This window comes from Micromonospora sp. IBHARD003, assembly GCF_056106285.1.
Genome location: NZ_JBWBBX010000001.1, coordinates 246,890 through 265,213, shown reverse-complemented (window position 1 = coordinate 265,213; position 18,324 = coordinate 246,890). Strand labels below are relative to the sequence as shown.

General features: G+C 69.6%; 14 protein-coding genes. 8 read left to right on the top strand and 6 right to left on the bottom strand.

Annotated features, from left to right (window positions below):
- Positions 1–114 precede the first annotated feature (114 nt).
- Genes ACTWOL_RS01065 through ACTWOL_RS01040 form a run of 6 tightly spaced genes read right to left on the bottom strand, consistent with a single transcriptional unit; the run spans position 115 to position 8,964 of the window.
- Positions 115–783 (bottom strand): formyltransferase family protein, encoded by a 669-nt coding sequence (locus ACTWOL_RS01065; RefSeq protein WP_474293296.1) that lies wholly within the window; start codon positions 781–783, stop codon positions 115–117.
- Positions 780–4,022, bottom strand: a complete 3,243-nt coding sequence (locus tag ACTWOL_RS01060) for a non-ribosomal peptide synthetase (protein WP_474293294.1) — start codon at positions 4,020–4,022, stop codon at positions 780–782. The genes ACTWOL_RS01065 and ACTWOL_RS01060 overlap by 4 nt, the downstream gene beginning before the upstream one ends.
- 2 nt (positions 4,023–4,024) lie before the next feature.
- Entirely contained in the window at positions 4,025–5,059 is a 1,035-nt protein-coding gene (locus ACTWOL_RS01055) for an NAD-dependent epimerase/dehydratase family protein (RefSeq protein ID WP_474293293.1), read from the bottom strand.
- The gene (locus ACTWOL_RS01050; protein ID WP_474293290.1) at positions 5,056–7,017 is read right to left on the bottom strand and encodes a fatty acid CoA ligase family protein; all 1,962 of its coding nucleotides are present in this window, start codon (positions 7,015–7,017) and stop codon (positions 5,056–5,058) included. The genes ACTWOL_RS01055 and ACTWOL_RS01050 overlap by 4 nt, the downstream gene beginning before the upstream one ends.
- Positions 7,017–7,964 (bottom strand): hypothetical protein, encoded by a 948-nt coding sequence (locus tag ACTWOL_RS01045; protein ID WP_474293288.1) that lies wholly within the window; start codon positions 7,962–7,964, stop codon positions 7,017–7,019. Before ACTWOL_RS01045 ends, ACTWOL_RS01050 begins: the two co-directional genes overlap by 1 nt.
- Before the next feature lies 1 nt (position 7,965).
- The gene (locus tag ACTWOL_RS01040; protein WP_474293286.1) at positions 7,966–8,964 is read right to left on the bottom strand and encodes a 3-oxoacyl-ACP synthase III family protein; all 999 of its coding nucleotides are present in this window, start codon (positions 8,962–8,964) and stop codon (positions 7,966–7,968) included.
- A gap of 897 nt (positions 8,965–9,861) precedes the next feature.
- Here ACTWOL_RS01040 and ACTWOL_RS01035 point away from each other — a divergent pair.
- The 8 genes from ACTWOL_RS01035 (at position 9,862) to ACTWOL_RS01000 (ending at position 18,323) form a co-directional block, all read left to right on the top strand.
- A complete protein-coding gene (locus tag ACTWOL_RS01035; protein WP_474293284.1) occupies positions 9,862–11,535 on the top strand; it encodes a phage tail sheath family protein in 1,674 nt (557 codons plus the stop codon).
- 160 nt (positions 11,536–11,695) lie between these two features.
- On the top strand, positions 11,696–12,145 hold the full coding sequence (locus tag ACTWOL_RS01030; protein WP_474293283.1) for a phage tail protein: 450 nt from the start codon (positions 11,696–11,698) through the stop codon (positions 12,143–12,145).
- Positions 12,142–12,615 carry a hypothetical protein gene (locus tag ACTWOL_RS01025; RefSeq protein WP_474293281.1) on the top strand — a complete coding sequence of 158 codons (474 nt, stop codon included), beginning with the start codon at positions 12,142–12,144 and terminating at the stop codon, positions 12,613–12,615. The genes ACTWOL_RS01030 and ACTWOL_RS01025 overlap by 4 nt, the downstream gene beginning before the upstream one ends.
- On the top strand, positions 12,612–12,773 hold the full coding sequence (locus tag ACTWOL_RS01020; RefSeq protein WP_474293279.1) for a DUF6760 family protein: 162 nt from the start codon (positions 12,612–12,614) through the stop codon (positions 12,771–12,773). The genes ACTWOL_RS01025 and ACTWOL_RS01020 overlap by 4 nt, the downstream gene beginning before the upstream one ends.
- A 1,997-nt stretch (positions 12,774–14,770) precedes the next feature.
- Positions 14,771–15,211, top strand: coding sequence for a phage tail protein (locus ACTWOL_RS01015; RefSeq protein WP_474293277.1), 441 nt, complete (start codon positions 14,771–14,773; stop codon positions 15,209–15,211).
- 87 nt (positions 15,212–15,298) lie between these two features.
- Entirely contained in the window at positions 15,299–16,003 is a 705-nt protein-coding gene (locus ACTWOL_RS01010) for a CIS tube protein (protein ID WP_474293274.1), read from the top strand.
- 110 nt (positions 16,004–16,113) lie between these two features.
- On the top strand, positions 16,114–17,886 hold the full coding sequence (locus tag ACTWOL_RS01005; RefSeq protein WP_474293272.1) for a VgrG-related protein: 1,773 nt from the start codon (positions 16,114–16,116) through the stop codon (positions 17,884–17,886).
- A 107-nt stretch (positions 17,887–17,993) separates the two neighbouring features.
- Entirely contained in the window at positions 17,994–18,323 is a 330-nt protein-coding gene (locus tag ACTWOL_RS01000; protein WP_474293269.1) for a PAAR domain-containing protein, read from the top strand.
- Position 18,324 lies beyond the last annotated feature (1 nt).

The following is an 18,324-nucleotide window of genomic DNA, read 5'->3' as shown; positions in this document are numbered from 1 at the left end:
ATTGCGTCGAAGCCATGGGCTCCCGAGCGTTCCCCAGGAAACAGGTATCGGCCGACTCATGAACAAGCTTGACAAGCGTTGGTCCCCACGCGCAGTACGGGGCGACAGGCCGCTTCATCGCAGGGCCGCCTTGAGTTCCGGTAGGTAGTCGGCGAGGAACCCGAGGTTCGTGGCCCGGGCGAAGTCCGGGTGGCCGCGGTGCTGAGGCAGGTGGGCCAGTGCCTTGCGGCCGAAGTACCGGCCGCGGCCGGTGGAGGGACGGGTGGGCTCTCCCGCCCAGTCGGGGTCGGCGGCCACGAGGGGCAGACAGCGCTCGAACAGCCGGTTGCAGGCATCCATTCCGTGGCGCAGAACCACGTGGAACGGCTCGTCCGGGCCGATCGGATAGTGGTCGGCGGCGAGCGTGGGACCGGTGTCGATACCCTCGTCCACCTGGTGGAGTGTTGCGGCGAACTCCCGCTCACCGTGCAGCATCGCGTAGATGAGGGCCACTTCCGGCAGCCCCCGGTAGGCAGGGAGAGGGCCGTGGTGGACGTTCAGGACGCGCAACCCGCTGGAGAGCACGGGGCTGCGAAAGATCATTCGGTTGTTCAGCGACCAGACGATGCCGTCGGTGCTGGCGGCAACCAACTCGGCGGCCACGGAGTTGATGTCCGCTGCCTGAAGAAAGGGAACGCCGGACCGGCCGGCCGAAGGCCCGCAGACCAGGTCCACCGGCAGGTTGCTGTCGAGCGTGTGCCGTACGGCGCGCCACAGGAGCGCACCCTCTCCGACGAAGATCATGACGCACGCCGCCACGCCTCGACGGCCGCGACGACCCGGCCGAGGGTGAGATCGTCGCTGAGTGACCCGAGCCGGGAAAGGAACTCCTGCTCCGACTCCGGCCCCAGCAGCTGCTCGCCCAATGCGGTCAGCATCTCCAGGACGGCGAGTGAATCACCGCCCAGAGCGTGGAAGTCGGACGAAGCGTCAAGTTCCGTGGCGTCGCACCGCAGGATGCGGGCCCAGATCCCGGCTGTCACCTCCACGACATCCGGGCCGGGGTCGCCCCCGGGCCCGGGAACCGGTGGCCCTGTGACCGGCTCTCCTGGAACGTTTGACGCCTCCGCGACGACCGCGCTCTCCCGAAGGGCCGGGAACTGCCGCTGAGCTGACGTCTCATCGAAAGGATTGGGCAGTGCGTTGCGGTCGGTCTTGCCGCTGGTGGTCTCCGGCAGAGTGGCGACCGCGCGTACCACCGTGGGCAGCAGGTACGAGGGCAACGACCGCGAGAGGTCCGTGCGTACGGCTGCCTCGTCGAATGCCCGCATCTCCTTCGTATCCACCACCACGAAGGCGCACAGCGCCTGCGCGCCGGTGTCGTGCCGGGGGCGTGCGACCACCGCAGCCTGCGCGATGCCCGGCAGGGCGGTGAGCGCCGCTTCGACCTCGCCCGGCTCGACCCGGTGCCCGCGGATCTTCACCTGGGAGTCGATCCGGCCTGTGTACTCCAACTGCCCGTCGGGCAGGCGGAGTACCAGGTCGCCCGTACGGTAGGCGCGCCGCCCGTCCGGGAGGTAGACGAAACGGTCGGCGGTGAGATCGGGGCGGCCGAGGTAGCCACGGGCCAGCTGGACCCCGGTCACATGGAGTTCGCCCGGCTCGCCGTCCGGAACCTCGTGCCCTCGTTCGTCCAGCACGGCTACCGATGTGCGGTGCACCGGCACTCCGATCGGTGTGGACGTGCGCTCGATGCCGTCCTCGACGACGGCGACGGTGCAGGCGACCGTCGCCTCGGTGGGTCCGTAGATATTGACGATCAGGCAGTCGGATCCGAACGAGGCGCGTGCGCGGCGGCTGCCGGCCGCGGTGAGGTTCTCACCGCCCACCTGGAGGGCGCGGATGCCCGCAGCGCGAATGCCGAGGCGCTCGGTGAGAGCGAGATGGGTCGGCGTCAGCCCCAGGGTGTTGGCCTGCCGTCCGGAGAGCATCTCCCGCAGTTTGACGTGGTCGAGCTCGCCGGGCACAGGCACCACCGCGCCGCCGTGCAGCAGGGGCGGGAAGATCTGCATGATCGAGAGGTCGAAGCCGGGGGAGAAGGAGTACGCGGCTCGGGTTTCCTCGTCGCACCGCATGAACGGGGACATCCATCCGACGAGGTTGACCAGGCTGCGGTGCTCGATCTGCACGCCCTTGGGCTTGCCCGTGGAGCCGGATGTGTAGATGACGTACGCCAAGTCGTCCGGGCAGGGAGCGGCGACGGAGAGAGCCTCCCGGCACGGTGCGTCGACGGACACGCCGTCGCCTGCGACGTCCTCGAGGAGAATCGTCGTGGCTCCGCCTTGTGCCGCGGACGCGCGCGAGGCGGTGTCCACGAGACAGAAGCGGGCCTGCGCGTCGCGCAGCACCTCACTGACCCGGCGTGCGGGATTGCGCACGTCGATGGGCAGGAAGGCCGCCCCCGCCTTCAGGACGCCCCACACTCCGGCGAGGCCCGGTGCGGAGCGGTCCGCGAGGACACCGACGACCTCGCCACGCCGGACGCTGTGGGAGAGCAGTGCGGCAGCGACCGCGTCGGAGCGGCGGTCGAGATCGGCGTACGACCACGGCGTGCCGTCACCGAACACGGCTGGTGCGTCCGGGCGGCGGGCCACCTGCGCCCGGAAGAGCTGTACCACGGTGGTGTCCAGCGAAGGGAGCCCGCCCGGACCGGGTGCGAGGAGCAGCTCGGCCGCTCCGGGCTCCCGCGGTGGTGCGGGGGACGGCCCGGACGAGGCCGTTGCGGTGGGCACGACGCATGAGGCCGTTGCCCCGGAGCGGGCGTACGAGGAGGCCGGTGCGGTGGTGTCCAGCGCGGACTCGACGCGGTCCAGCAAGGCATCGCAGCGCTCACCGACGTCTGCGGTACCTCGGGCGGAAACCACGAGCTCGATGTGCTCGGGCAGTTCCAGCAGTGTGATGCCGACCGGCACCAGAGGCGCATGCACCGGCAGCACGTACACGCTCGTCGCGGTGAAGTCCCCTGCGCTGAGCTCCGCCGGGTCCAGTCGGCCGGCGTTCGACACGATGGCCGATGCCAGGTACCGGTGTGATGCCGACGTGGCGGCTCGGGAGGCGCCGACCAGGGCCGCGGCTACGGGCAACGGAAGGCGGGCCAGGGCGGCTTCCGCACCCGCCGCCAGCTCTCGCCTGGAAGCCAGCGCGCCGAGCAACCGCCGGTGGACGTGGTCCGCGCGCTGCCCCGCCGGGACGTCGAGGAAGACCGGCAAGGTCAGATTGGCCGTCGACGACACACCGCAGACATGGCGCCGCAGATCCACCGGGACCATGATCCGTGCTCCTGGACCCGGTACGGCCTCGGCGACCGCTGCCGCCACCTTGGCCGCCAGCGCAGAGTGGCGACCGGCGACCGTACGCCGCCGCCACACCGACGCGCTCCCCGGCCGGCCGGCCAGCGGCGAGCGCTGGTCAAGTCCGAGACGGGGCCGCTGCCCGGTACGGCCCACCATGTCCAGCAGGGCGTAGTCGGCCAGCGGGTCCGCGGCGCCGTGCAGCGGTTCACCGCGCAGGGCGCGGAACACGTCCGTCGCCCACATCGCCAGGCCCTTGAGGTCCATCACGGCGTGGGAGGCCCGGAAGATCACAGTGTCCGGTTCTCCGGTCAGCAGCAGCACTTCGCAGCTGGGGCGGTGTTCCGCATCGGCCAGCTGGCCGGTGAGCTCGGACGGACCCGTGAGTGCGGTGCGGTCGAAGTCCCTTCCGTCGGCGACCACGACCCGCGCGGGACGTCCGCTGTCGACCCACGTCCTGCCGCGGCGCACCAGCCGCGAGCCGGGGCAGGACACCGAGGCCTCGGCAACGGCCCTGCTCAGGGCCAGTGCGTCGATCGTGCCCGTGCCCTCGACGACGAGCTGCATCACCAGAAGTTCCCCCAGGCGGGTGGCGGCCAGATAGGACCACTCGGTCGCGGAGACGGGCCGGCGGAACGTGCTCCCGCCGAGACGTCCGCTGCCCGTGCCTGAGGCGACATGCTGCGCGGCCATGACTACTTCACCTTCCTGATGAACTCGTCGACGCCGCCGATGCTGTCGACCCAGGCTTCCAGCCGGGCCATGCCCGCGTCGTGGTCGACCGTCGGCGGGGTCAGATCCCGCCGGGCCGCCGATGTGTCGTACGTTGCCGAACGGGTCAGCAGCGCGAGTGTGTACCGGGAGAGCGGTGGCGAGGAGTTCCCGGCCAGCAGGGGCAGTTTCCAGATCAGGTCCGCGGTGAAGGCGAACGCCCGCAGCAAGGTGCCGGAGACCTGCCTGGTCGGCGGTGTTCCGCCGAATCGCTCGGCGAGGAGGGCGAGTGTGCTCCAGATCTCCACCGGCTTCTCGTCGGCGATGAAATACGCGCGGCCACCGACACCGTCGGCACGCGCCGCCCGCACACAGGCATCGGCGGCGTTCTCGCAGTAGCACAGTGAGGCGTACACCGGCCTGCCACCGGAGAGATCGGGCAGACGTCCCGTCATCATCTTCGCGATCAGCCGCGGCATGAAACCGGAGTGGTCACGCGGGCCCCACACGGCGCGCGGGCGCAGTGCGACGGTGCTGAAGTCCGTGCGGTCGGCGGCCAGGACCATGCGTTCCGCGGCGGCCTTGGTCTCCGAGTAGAGATTGAGGTGGCGTGCGGGGAACGGCTCGCTCTCGTCGATGTCGAGTTGGTCGCCGCCGCGTACGCCCATCAGCGCGCTCGGGCTGCTGATGAACACGAAGCGCCGCACCCCGGCGCTCCGGGCCGCCGACAGGAGGCGGTCGGTGCCCGCGACGTTCTCGTCCCGGAACTGGGCCCGGGTACCGCGGTCCGTCACCCGGGCCGCGCTGTGGTGTACAACGTCGACGCCCTCCGTGGCCCGGCGCAGCGAGGCGCCGTCGCGCAGATCCCCGTAGGCGAACTCGATGCCCGGGACGGTGCTCAAGTAAGTCAGATCGCTCTCCGGGCGGACGAGGACCCGCACGTCGTCCCCGGCCCGTAAACAGGCGTCGACGATGTGGCTTCCCAGGAATCCCGACGCACCGGTCACCAGTGCCTTCACGCGGCGGCCTCCCGCGACTTGCCGGCCCGCCGGCGCCACCACGTCGCGCCGAACAGCATCGTCAGAGCGGCCGTCGCCCAGGCGCCGCGCCCGGTGGCGAGTTCCTGCTCCGCACGCAGCGCGGACGGTATCTGAAGCGCATGGACGACGATGCTCAGGAACGCGTCCACCCACCACAGGGCGGTCAGCGCCGGATGCTCCCAGGGCAGCAGCGGCCAGGCGGCGAGGTACGCCCACCCCAGCAGGGGCACGGTGCGCAGCGCCAGGTCGGTGGTGGTGGGTCGCCGACTGCCGGTGAGCCGGCCCTCGGCCCAGCCTGCCAGCAGCTCACGACGGATCTTGGCGTTGTGGCGGATGTCCACGGGGAAACGGGGGTGCGGCAGGAAGTCCTCGATGGCCTTGGTCACGGGGCTGCCCGCGCCCAGGGTGCGCAGCTCGCCTTCGATCCGGGGCCAGTCACCCGGCGTGGTGCCCGGTGCGAGCTCCACGCACAGCACGGGCCTCTGCTCGCCGCGCGGGCCGAAGCCCACGAGCGCCGTGCGTCGCACCCGTGGATGAGCGTTGAAGACGCCTTCGCAGCGGACCGTGTGCAAGTCGCCGCCCACCGCACCGACGCGGTGGCTCTTGCGTCCACAGAACCAGATACGTCCCTTGCCGTCGATCCACCCGACGTCGCCGGTGCGATGCCAGCGACGCCCGCCATCCTGGATCTTGTGTTCCGCGTCGGCCTGGGGCGACCGGAAGTAGCGCGGGCTGACCGCCGGTCCACTGACCACGATCTCGCCGATCTCGCCGTCGGCCACCGGCAGTTCGGGCCGCCAGTGGGCAATGGGTTCGTCCCCGACCGCGATGGTGCGGACCGATATGCCGGGTGCGGGCTTTCCCACGCACACGCCCAGGCCCTCGGCGGCGCCGTCGGCGGGTCCGGCCAGTGCCTCCCTGCTCTCGACCAGTGCCATCGGCAACGCCTCGGTCGCCCCGTAGGTGCTGAACACCCGTGCGTCGTCCGGTAATACGGCACGCAGGGCACTCATCAGTTCCGGGTTCACCGGAGCGCCGCCCGAGACGATCAGGCGCAGGGACGGTACCCCGGCCCCGGTCTCCGCCAGATGGACCGAGAGCGGGCCCAGCAGGGCCGGGGAGGCGAACATGGCGTTCACGTCGAAGCGCCGGATCGCGTCGGTGAGCAGTGCGGGATCGGCCGCGCCGACCCGGCCCATGTTCATCTTCGGCACCACCACGGTGCGGCCCGCCGCGAGATCGAACACACCCATGAGCGGCATGGTGACCAGCGTGCCGGCGATGTCGGTGGTGAAGTGGCCCGCCTCGACGCCGTTCGCCATCCCCCGCAGCATGCCGACCGTGATCTCGACCGGCTTGGCCGGGCCCGTGCTGCCGGTGGTGTAGCCGATCAGCGCGAGGTCGTCCGGCCGGGAATCCGATGCGGGTATCCCGGCAGCGCCCGCGTCGAGGGCCGTGAGCTCGTCGAGTCCCTTGCCGTTCGGCCGCACCGTGATCAGGGTCTTCACCCCGGCGAAGGCACCGGGACGCAGTCGCCGCAGGACGTGCGCGGACGGTACGCCGATGAAGGCCTGGACACCCACCCGGCGGATGCAGTCCAGCATGCGGCCCAGCCCCATTCCGGGGTCCACCACCACCGGTACCGCGCCGATGTGCATCAGCGCGAAGACCAGGGTGAGCAGCTCGGCCCCGGGGGTGACCAGCAGGGCCGTACGAGTCCCGCGGCAGACGCCGCGGGCCCTGAGGCCGGCGGCGCATGCGGTGACCCGGGCGGCGAATTCGGCGTAGGTGAGCGAGGCGTAGCCGGGAGGGCCCTCCGGGGCCGATCGGGCGGCCGGATGGATGACGGCTGCTTTGTCCGGCGTGCGGGCGGCGTGCCGGGCGAGCAGTTCGGGCAGGGACGCAGCCTGCAGCGGTCCGGTCGTGGTGGTGGACATCAGCGGGCCGCTCCCTCGGGTTCACCGTTCAGCCGGTAGAGCGAGGCTGCCGAGCTGAGGCCCGCGCCGACGGAGAGGAAGAGGATCCGGTCATGGCCCGTGAGCCGGCCCGAGTCCAGGGCCTGCCGGTAGCCGTACGTGAGTGCCGAGGTGTGCGGGTCGCCGTCGAGACCTTCGACGGTCACGGCGGCATCGGATGCGAGGCCCAGGCTCTTGGCGAGGCGTGGGGCGAAATCGGGCGTCGGCTGAGAGGTGATCAGCAGCGTTTTCTCCAGGACCACCGGCACATCGGCCGCGTCCGCGCCGAACTCGGCTGCCAGGGTGCCGGTCACCGAGTCGACGGCGAGGCCGAGCATGCGCTCCAGTACCCGGTCGTCGCGGTCGACGGTGATGGTGTTCCGGCCCTCGGAACCGACTTCGCGCAGCGGTAGATAACCGTTGACGCCGTGCGTGCCGGGCAGTGACCGGTGGTGCACCCGGCCGAAGCCGCGGGCGTCTTCACTGTGTTCGAGCAGCATGGCCGCGCCCGTGCTCGCGTACGGGAATGCGGCGGTGCCCGCCCTCGCGGGGTCCATCGAGGGGTGGGTGTCGGCCGAGACCACCAGCACCCGGCGGGCGCTGCCGGTTGCGAGCAGCGAACCGGCGGCCTGAACGGCGTTCAGCACACCGCAGGAGCCGTTCATCAGGTCGAAGGAGAACGCGGCATGCCTGTCGGTGGCGTGCAGGTAGTCCAGGTTGATCCCGATGCGCTTCTGGATGAGCGCGGCGACGGACGGTTCGGAGACGTTGGAGTCACGGTAGACACCGACGTTGATCAGAACGTCGACGTCCGATGGCGTGAGGCCCGCTTGCCGCACGCACGCGGTGCCGGCGGACGCCGCGTACCCGATGGCGCTGCCGGAATCGTCGGCCGGGCTCAGCGCGGCGGAAGTGATGACGGTGGCCATGTCATACCTCCAGGGAGGAAACGGTCGCGGACAGGAAGCCGGTCACCACGCCCGAGGCGGCGGGGACCAGGAGGATCTTCGATCCCTTGGGTACCCGACGTTCCGTCAGTGCCTGGTGCAGGACCAGGTAGTGCGACGTGGTCGCAGTGTTGGCGAACTTCTCGACGACCGAGAGGGACTGGGGCATCGGCGCTTCGAAGATGCTCTCGCCCACGTGGTTCATGAAGTCGATGAAGCGGCTGCCGACCTGGTGCTGGATGACGAAGTCGTACCCCTCGTCCGCGAACCGGCGGCCGTCGGCGGCCAGTTTGTCGCGGTGGAACGTCGGCCACAGCGACAGACGGTCCTCGGCGTGCATCTCTTTGTTGTTGGTGTACATGGCCAGATCGCCGGTCTCGTCGCTGGGCATGCCGAGGCACAGGTGCGAGTACTCCGAGCAGGTCATCAACTCGATGTCGTGAATGACGTCGGCGTCGTCGGTGGCGCGGTCGACGATCACGGCGACGGCGGAGTCACCGACGGAAAGGGAGGCGAACTGGGGCCCCCTGCTGTCCTCCATCTCGCGCGCGGCGGTGAAGGCGATGGGGGTGATGTGCTCCCCGCTGACCACCAGACCGTTGCGCACCTCACCCGAGCGGATCATCCGGTCCAGCAGATAGACACCCGTCATCATGCCCGCACAGGCATTGGACACGTCGAAGTGCACGGCGCTGCCCGCGCCCAGCTCCTTGGCGATGCGATGAGCGAACGACGGCTCGAACTGGTGGCGTCGGCCATCGGTCGTGCGAGTGATGGAGCAGGAGATCACGACGTCGATCTCGTCGGCGGTGTACCGCGAGTGGCCGAGACAGCCGACAGCCGCCGCGACGGCCATGGCAAGACAGTCCTCGGGAGCGTCGGTGGTGTCGTCCGCGACACGACGCTCGGCCATCCCCGTTATTTTGAAGAGGTCGAACTCAGGCGCTTTCTCGATACGAGTGAGGAGCTCCGGGGTACTCATGACCGTCGAGGGTAAGTATGCCCCGATGGCCTCTAAGCGACTGTTATACACAAACCTCTCCTGATGGTCTTTCGATCGCTCGGCGCACCGCCGCGACAATAGGCGGGCATGACATCGGAAGACGTCAATGCGCGTCGTCTACTCATGCGATGAAGCCAACGGAACACTCTGGATCGGTTGGCTGGAATCGGTTCGGCCGCATGGGACTTGGGTGATCGGTGCGCTACGTGACGAGGCTATCGCACTGCTCCGGGTGGTCTCGCACTGCGAGGCTGTGACGATCACCACTCGCCGTCGATGAGGGGTCGCTGTATGTGATGGCGGAAAATTGAGGTCATCCATGACGGCGTGATGTCGTGGAGTCGCCGGGAAGGCAATACGCCGGAATGCAGGGGAGGGGCCTCGGAGTTACGAGTCTGTCTGGCCGAATCGCGTCGGATCTGAAATTCCGGTCGCATCGTTCCCAGGGAACGAGAGCGGGCACATCGACTTCCGGGACGTGCGATGGTACACAATCCGTCTCGCGTGAATGGCGGAATTTGATCGGGCTCTCGCCTTTGGCCGGTCTGGCCCTGGCCGCACCGCATTCCAGGCGGCAGCGGCCCCCTGACGGACCCGCTTCACGAGCCGAAGCGGGGTGAGTGCGGCACCCGGCCTTGTGGTCGGCTTCGGTGGCTGTCGTCGTGAGGACCTCGTAGCCAACTTCGCGCGTGAGCCTGGGCGTTGATCTCACGGAGGTTCCGTGATCACCGGGTGTGTTCTGTTCGGCAGTGTGGGGGCAACGCCGCGGCCTCCGGACGACCACCATGAATCGTGCGCCGGCGGGACGGCGGGGGAGGCCGCGGCTGAGCCGGGTGGCTGTGTCATGGCAACGGAGCTTGTTGTAAGGAGTGGTGGGTGCCCAATTACTTGTCCCCAGGTGTGTACTTGGAGGAGATGGAAAGCGGGTCGCGTCCTGTCGAGGGCGTGGGTACGGCGGTTGCCGCGTTCGTCGGCTTCGCGGACCAGGGTCCGTTGAACCAGCCGGTGCGGGTCAGCAACTGGAGTCAGTACACGAGCGTCTTCGGTGACTTCGCGGATGGCTGCTATCTGGGTCATTCCGTGTACGGGTACTTCGCGAACGGCGGCGGTACGTGTTACGTCGTACGCGTGGGAGGTGCAGGCGGGGCCGGTCGGACGGGTGACGAGGCAGCCGCGGGGGCTGTTGCCGGGGCTCGTCGGCAGGAGCTGGGGAGCTTCCATGTGGCGGCGCTGCCTTCGGCCGGGGACCGGGATGTGACGGTGGAGGTGGAGCGGGCCGCCGCACCGGCGGGTGACACGGCATCGAAGGTGCGCCGGCCTCAGGGAGCCAAGGCGGCCAGGGACGCCGAAGACGGCGACACCGCCAGGCAGGGCGATGCCGGGAGCAGCAAGGACGGTGACGGCTCCTACAAGCTGTCGGTGAAGGTCGCCGGGTCGGTGGTCGAGTCGTTCAGCGTCTCGACCGACCCGTCATCGGACCGCTATGTGGTGACGCAGGTCAAGGAGCGCTCGAAGCTGTTGTTCGTGGAGGCGGCCCCTCACGCGGGGACGGCTCTGGCACTACCGGACAAGCAGGCGCTGGTGCTGACCGCGGCCGCGGCCGACGGTGCGCCCGACGGCGACGAAGCGGGTGCCGCGGGCGCGACGGTCGCTCGCTATGTGGGTGATGTGGGTCGCCGCTCGGGCCTTTCGGGGCTCGAGGCGATCGACGAGGTGACCATGGTGGCCGCGCCCGACCTGATGACCGCCTATGCGCGGGGGGACCTTTCCCGCGAACAGGTCAAGGCCGTGCAGTTGGCGATGATCAATCACTGTGAGGGCATGGCCAATCGCATGGCCATCATCGATCCGCTGCCCGACATGGACCCGGCTGCCGTCTATGACTGGCGACAGAACCAGAGCGGGTTCGACTCCAAGTTCGGGGCCCTGTACTACCCGTGGATCAAAGTGGCCAACCCGTCGGACGGCTCGACGCTCCTGATGCCTCCGTCGGGGCATGTGGCGGGCCTGTGGGCACGCAACGACGAGGCCCGAGGGGTGCACAAGGCACCGGCCAACGAGGTGCTGCGCGGGGCCCTCGACCTGGGCATGCAGATCACCCGGGGGGAACAGGAAAGGCTGAACCCGGTGGGCATCAACTGCATTCGCAGCTTCCCGGGGCGCGGTATCCGGGTCTGGGGCGCGCGTACGCTCTCCAGCGATGCCACCTGGCGCTACCTGAATGTGCGCCGGCTCTTCAACTACCTGGAGGAGTCGATCTTCCAGGGTTCCCAGTGGGTGGTGTTCGAGCCCAACGACGAACGGCTGTGGGCGACGATCCGCAGGAACGTGGCGGCCTTCCTCGTGGGGGAGTGGCGCCAGGGCGCGCTGTTCGGGGCCACTCCGGACGAGGCGTTCTATGTGAAGTGCGACGCCGAGACCAACCCGCCGGACGTCATCGATTCCGGTCAGGTCGTCTGCGAGATCGGTGTGGCACCGGTCAAGCCGGCCGAGTTCGTCGTCTTCCGGATCTCTCAGGAGTCGCCCGGCGGGGCCGGAGCTGCCGCCTAGGTCCTGTCGCCCGGACAGGCCCTGGACCTGCGGAGGTCCGGTGGCCTGCGGCAGCCGGCTGCGCGGACACGGACAAGCGCTCCACCGCATGGTGCGACGGGACAACAACCAAACGGGTGCCTCCCTCGTGACGCGCCCAGACACAGATTGAGGACCAGCAGTGGCAGATGCACAGGACAACTTCGTCGTTCATGCCTTCGGTATCCAGATCGACGGAGTGCAGCTGGAGCAGCTGAAGAGCGTCAGCGGGCTCGGTATGCAGCAAGACGTCATCACCAGCCAGCATGTGACCGACAAGGGCGTCGTCTACACGCGCAAGCAGCCGGGGGCGAAGTCCCCCGGGACCGTCACGATCACGCGCGGAATGGACAAGAGCAAGGCCCTGAACGAGTGGATCAAGAAGACCCACACCGAGGGGAATGTGGGCGAGGCACGTAAGAACGTGACCATCGAGATGAAGGACAACACCGGTCAGACAGTTCGGCGTATCACGCTCGAGCGCGCGTGGGTGAGTTCCTGGCAGAGCGGCGACCTGGTCGCCGGCCAGACCAACGCGGTGGATGAGAGCGTGACCATCGAGTTCGAAGAGCTGAAGGTCGAGGACGCGTGAGGCGCGGACGCGTCACGGAGTCGCTCACCCCGCCGGCGCCGAACTCGCTCTCCGGGGAAGTGGGCACATCGCCGTCACCGATCTCGCCCGGTCCTGCTCCGCCTGCCCATCGTACGGAGTTCCCTTTCACCCTGCCGCGGGGCTATGTGGATGAGGAGGGCAACGTCCACCGCGAGGGTGTGATGCGTCTGGCGACCGCCCGTGACGAGCTCATCCCGCTGAAGGACCTGCGGGTGCAGGAGAACGCGGCCTACCTTTCGGTGGTGCTGCTGGGCCGGCTCATTGTGAGGCTGGGGACCCTGACCGATGTGCACGCCGGCATCGTCGAGCAGATGTTCGCGGCTGACCTCGCCTTTCTCCAGAGGTTCTACGAGAAGATCAACACCGATGGCACAACGCTGGCGATGACGGCATGTCCGCAGTGCAGCCACGAGTTCGAGGTGGACATGGGCAGCCGCCTGGGGGAATGACGGTGTACGCGATCGACGATCTGTATGCGGAGATCGCGTACATCGCCTACCACCTCCACTGGCCGCTGAGCGAAATCCTCGATCTCGAGCACGCCGAGCGCGGGCGTTTCATCCGTCAGATCAGAACCATCAATCACCATGTGTCAGGCAGGGGTTAGCAACGTGGGCTCTCGCATGCTCCGCAGAGGCAAGAAGCAGGGCGGCGCCGTAGGGACGGCGGTGTCCGGCGCGCTTGCGGAGAAGACCGTGCACGTGGGCGAAGAGGACCCACACCTCCCACAGGTCGAGCTGCGGATCCCCACCGTCGTCCGGCCCATCGCCACCGTGTGCGTCACCCAGCTGCGCACGGTGACGCACCCGCAGCGCACCACCGCCTCCCTGGCCTCCTGGCGCGACTGCCGCCTGAGCCGGAGCCACCGTTTGCTGGTCAACCCGACGATGCCCCTGATGTTCCGGTCGATGACCGGCATGTGGACCGGGGAGTCCGGGCACCGTCGGGCGGCGCCGCTGGTCTGGGCCGGCGACACCGCACCCGCGGATGCCCTGGCACTCGGGCAGGAGACGCGAGCGGTCGCACACGAGGCCCGTGCCGGTGCGGCCACCCAAGGGAGGGGGCCTGGCGCGTCTGACGGCACGGTCTTCGGCGCGAGGCACGGAGCCGTGGCCAACGAGGCCGTTGCCGACGACGTGCGTGCCATCCGTACACGAGTCAGTCGGTGGCGTCGGGCGATTGCGCAGCTGGTCCGCCGTGCACCCGCAGGGAACCATCCCCTGGGCCACCCGGACGCCGCCGCCACGGCGACTAGGGGGCTTCTGACGGACTTCCGCGGCGTCGCGACGCCCGGCACGCACTCTCGCCGTTCCGGCCGAAAGCCCAAGTACGTCCAGTACGAGGGCTTCCAGCCGGAATGCCGAGAGCACGCACCGGACGCCGCTCCTTCCTCCACGGAGATCCGTCAGAAGCCCCCTGGTCCTGCTGCCCAAGCACAGACACCTCTGCGTGCCGGCCACGCACCGGCCACCCGGCATGAGCCGCCGCTCTCCGCCGTCCATCACACCCCTGACGCAGACAGGCAGCCGGGCGTATCCGGCCCGGCGAAGCCTGCGCAGCCCCAAGGGCGGGACCACCTCGACGGGCGGACGACAGCGGGCGACACGGCGCACACAAGCGCCTCGTCACGGTCCCGGACGGTCCGGGAAACGAGCTCGACGCCCGACCGGCCCGCCCGGTCGGCGCCACCGGCACCCCCGGCACTACCCGTGCAGCACGTCGGGCAGGCTGACCCCGTGCGGCAGCCAAGGACGGGCGAACGGCCGGTCCAGAGCGCCGAGTCTTGGGGTGGTGACACGGGCAGGGGAAAAGCGGCGGTGGTACCGGCCGGTGACGAGGGAGGACTTGCTTTCCCAGCCGATGCCGTGCCGCCCTCTGAGCAGGCAGCGAAGGCTGCGATACGCGTCGACCCCACCGCTCCTGATGCTGCAGGGGGCGAGACGGCTGTGAGGCATCGGGCCGCGAACGTACCGGTCGCGCGGCATGACGTGCTGCGCACCGGGCCGGTCCAGGGCCGGCACCCGACGCCAGTGCGACGTCCGGATGTCGCCGACGTGCCCAGGTGGCACGGGCCCACGGTTCGGAGCGGGTCGCGTACGGCTCCCGCCCTGCCGAGCGTGCTTCCGGCACTGCAGCCCATCGGCCCGAGCCTCGCGTGGTCGGCCGGCCTGCTTCCCCCCGCGGTGGCATCGGCTGCCCGGACGGCCGGTGTGGAGCCGGACCTGCGCGCGGATCCGGTGCGTGTGGAGGCGACGTCGCCTGCCGCATCGCCGCAGCCTGCTGCACACCTCCAACGGCAGCATGACGCTGATGGTGGTGCACGAGCGGGACATGCGGGCGGAGTCACGACCATCGCGGCGCGTGCGCCTCGTATCAGTGTCGACGTTCAGGCCGCCTGCGCCCAGGTACCGATGTCCGCGGGGTGGTTCGGCAGCGTCGTCGGGCTTGTGCCGAAGGAGCCGCAGCCGGGAGAAAACCGCCTTCCGGTACGGGGCCCGCAGGGCCGGTGGGGCAGTTGGCCCGAGCCGCGGCTGCGCAGGTTGCCGGGGGATTCTCACGCGTTTCCCCACCAGGAAGTGGCACAGCGCGAAGAAGGGGGCACGCATGCCGGCTAGCACGGTCGACCCGGGGACGACCCATCGGTTCCGGCTGGCCATCGACGGCGTCGAGTTGGGGGTGTTCACCGGGTGCACGGGCCTGTCGTGCACGGTCGAGGTGGAGCAGTACGCCGAAGGGGGCCGCAACGATTCGACGTGGTATCTGCCCAAGCGCGTGGTGTTCCCGCCCCTGGTGCTGAGCCGTCCGCTGACCGCCGATGCGGAGAAGACGAGCCAGTGGGTCATGGACGTGGTCAGGGATTTCCGGCAGCGCACGGGGCAGATCGCGTCGCTGTCGGCGACCGGCACGGTGCTGGCCAAGTGGGACCTGCTGAACGTGGTGCCCATCTCGTGGCGCGGGCCGAGTTTCGATGTGGCGGCGCCGATGGCCGCCACGGAGGTGCTGGAGATCGTCCACCACGGCTTCTTCAAGGCGGGGACGACATGAGCCGGCGCAGTGCGGTAGGTCCGGGGCACCGTCGGGTTCCGCTGCCCAGCCTGCCGCCATGCAGGTGGACCGGGGAAGGAGGACGGTGTGGCTGGTGAGGGTCTGGACAAGATGGTGCGGGCGTCGCTGGAGGTGTATGCACCACCGGGGAACGGGGGCACCGATCCCGGCGGGCGGGTCGATGAGATCCAGCTCCAGTTCAACCCCGCTGAACTGGCACTGGCCAAGGGAGCCGCGTGGACGCGTCACAACGCGCGCTCCGCACCACGGGCCGGGGCGCCGGAGTTCACCGGGAGTCTGCCACGCGTGCTGGCGATGACGGTGCTGCTGGATGGCGAGGACCAGCGCGGCCGGTCGGTCGACGCACGGGTCTCCACGCTGCTGGAGTGCTGTCTGCCCACGGAGGACAGCATCGATGCGGACCGGCCGTCGCCGCCCTGGGTCAGGTTCCGCTGGGGTGATTTCGCCTCGGTGTCCTTCCTCGCGTATCTGCGCAAGGTACAGGCGACCTACACCCGGTTCTCCTCGCAGGGCAGCCCGCAGCGAGCGGAATGCGAGATCACACTGGAGGAGATCGGCGGCGTGACGAAGGGACAGAATCCCACCTCCGGATCGCCGTCGTCGCGGCGTGCCCGCACGCTCGTCGCCGGCGACTCACTGCAGTCCGTCGCCTACCAGGAGCTGGGCACAGCGGCGGCTTGGCGGGACATCGCCGAGCTGAACGACGTACACGATCCATGGCGGTTGCGCCCCGGCACGCAGGTGCTGCTGCCGGGGCGGGACGGCGCCTGACCCGGTGGACGGCGTGGACCGGGTACGCCGGCTCACCCCGACACCCGGCCCCTCCAGTCGAGCAGGGGCTGCCACAACACCGAACGACTCGCACAGTGAAGAGGGAAGTCGTGGAGCGGCATACCGCCGGACTTGACGTCCGGATCGGCGGGCGGTCATTGCCCCGTCCCTGGGGTCTTGCCCTGGCCTGGGCCGTCGTGGAGGAGTCGGGCCGGAACTCTGCCTTGTCCGAGCTGGGATTCCGCGACCCGCGATGTGAGCTGCCGACCACGGCCGGATTCCGTCTCGGTGCGCCGCTGAAGCTGGTGGCCCGGGACCCACGTGGGACGACCGACCTGTTCGAGGGAGAGATCACCGGTTGCGAGGTGCGGGCAGGCGAGGCGGGCACGTTCAGCGTCGTACAGGCCGAGGATCTGGCGCACCGGCTCAAGCGGGGGCGCAGGGTCGCCGGCTACCACCAGATGTCCGCCGGGGAGATCGCCGCATCGTTGGCGCGCAAGGCCGGGCTGAAGGTCGGCCAGGTGGACCGCACACAGCTGGTGTACGAGTTCCTCACCCAACCCGGTATCTCCGACTGGGACTTCCTCACCCACCTGGCGCGCCGGAACGGCTTCGACGTCTTCGTGCGCGCGGGTGCCCTGCACTTCTGTCAGCCGGCCACGGTCTCCGGGGCCCCCGCGGGCCGGGCGCGGGCCGGCCAGAGCCCGTTCGTCCTGGAGTACGGCCGGAACCTGGTGCAGGTACGCGCCGGTGCGTCGCTGCGGGAGCAGGTCACCGGTGTCGAGGTGAGGGGCTGGGACCCCGAGCGCAAGCAGAAACTGGTCGCCGAGCGGAAGGCGCAGACCACCCCGACCCGGGACGTGCGCTGGAAGGCCCCGGCCGACGCCGTGTCAGGTGAGCCGCTGCGGCTGGTCTCGGTACCGCGGGCCAGCCAGCACGAGACCGAGCTGGTGGCCGACGCCATGGCCCAGGAGGTCGCGGCCGGCCTGACCGATCTGCATGCCGTGGTGCGGGGAGAGCCCCGCCTGCGCCTGCGCTCGGCGGTCACCCTCAGCGGCCTCGGAGACAGCTACGCGGGCCGGTACACCGTGATGTCGGTACGGCACGAGTACCACCCCGACAGTGGCTATACGACAGAGGTCGCGGTGCGCGAGGGCGGGGAACACCCCTCGCCCGGCGGGCCCGGAGACGCGGACGGGCTCGCTCATCGGATGCCGGGGCTGGTGTCCGCCGAGGTGGTCGACATCAAAGATCCCAAGGACCAGGGACGCGTCAGACTGCGCTATCCGTGGCTGTCGGACGACTACGTCGGCACTTGGGCGCGCACCGTTCAGCTGGGAGGCAGCAAGGGCGGCGGGGTCGTCCTCCCGGAGGTGGGCGACGAGGTGCTGGTCGGCTTCGAGCAGGGAAACCTGGACCGCCCGTATGTGATCGGCGGCCTCTACAACGGAGTGGACACACCGAGCCCGCACCAGGTCGACCTGCTCGACAAGACCAAGGGCACCACGAACCGCCGTTCCTTCGTGTCGAAGAAGGGCCACCGGCTGGAACTTCTGGACGCCGACCAGGGCCCGCTGGGTGTGCTGCTGGCCACCGGTGACGACAAATTCCGCATCGATCTGGACCAGCACGGCACGCGGGTCGCCGTCCACAGCGACGGCACGGTCGTCATCGAGGCGCAACGCTCCGTGGAAGTGAAGGGCAACGGGATCACGATGGACGCCGGTTCCGGGGCCGTCGAACTCAGCGGAAGCCAGATCAAACTCTCCGGCCGGCAGGTCGAGGTGTCCGGCACGGACGTGAAAGTCTCCGCAACCGCTGCGGTCAAGGTCCAGGGCGGCCCGCTGGCCGAGGTCTCCGCAGCACTGGTCAAGATCAACTGAACCGGCTCCACCACAACGACCCGCCGCCCGAGACGCCAGGGCGGTCCGAAAGCCGCCACGACAGCGAGTGCGGCACCGGCCACAACAACGAGAGGACAGTGGTGACCATGCCCTGCGCGGCACGGATCGGCGACGCCACCTCGCATATCCCCAACCCCACTCCCGTCCCGGTTCCCGTCGGCACCGGGGCCATCACGGGGCCGCCTCTGGTCCCCACCGTTCTGATCGGCGGTCAGCCCGCCGCGGTCGCCGCTTCGCTCGCCACCTGCCAGTTCCCCGCACACATACCGCCCCTGCCCCCCATGCCGCTGATCCCCGTCCCGGCACCCGGCAAGACCGTCCTCATCGGCGGCATGCCGGCAGCCCGGCTCGGTGACAAACTGCCGTGCGGGGCGGCCGTCGTGGGCGGAGCGCCCACCGTGCTCATCGGCGGCTGAG

Bases quoted from the DNA above. Each gene is read 5' to 3' on its own strand.
- ACTWOL_RS01065 (WP_474293296.1), bottom strand. From the start codon at position 783: ATGATCTTCGTCGGAGAGGGTGCGCTCCTGTGGCGCGCCGTACGGCAC.
- ACTWOL_RS01060 (WP_474293294.1), bottom strand. From the start codon at position 4,022: ATGGCCGCGCAGCATGTCGCCTCAGGCACGGGCAGCGGACGTCTCGGC.
- ACTWOL_RS01050 (WP_474293290.1), bottom strand. From the start codon at position 7,017: ATGTCCACCACCACGACCGGACCGCTGCAGGCTGCGTCCCTGCCCGAA.
- ACTWOL_RS01045 (WP_474293288.1), bottom strand. From the start codon at position 7,964: ATGGCCACCGTCATCACTTCCGCCGCGCTGAGCCCGGCCGACGATTCC.
- ACTWOL_RS01040 (WP_474293286.1), bottom strand. From the start codon at position 8,964: ATGAGTACCCCGGAGCTCCTCACTCGTATCGAGAAAGCGCCTGAGTTC.
- ACTWOL_RS01020 (WP_474293279.1), top strand. From the start codon at position 12,612: ATGACGGTGTACGCGATCGACGATCTGTATGCGGAGATCGCGTACATC.
- ACTWOL_RS01015 (WP_474293277.1), top strand. From the start codon at position 14,771: ATGCCGGCTAGCACGGTCGACCCGGGGACGACCCATCGGTTCCGGCTG.
- ACTWOL_RS01000 (WP_474293269.1), top strand. From the start codon at position 17,994: ATGCCCTGCGCGGCACGGATCGGCGACGCCACCTCGCATATCCCCAAC.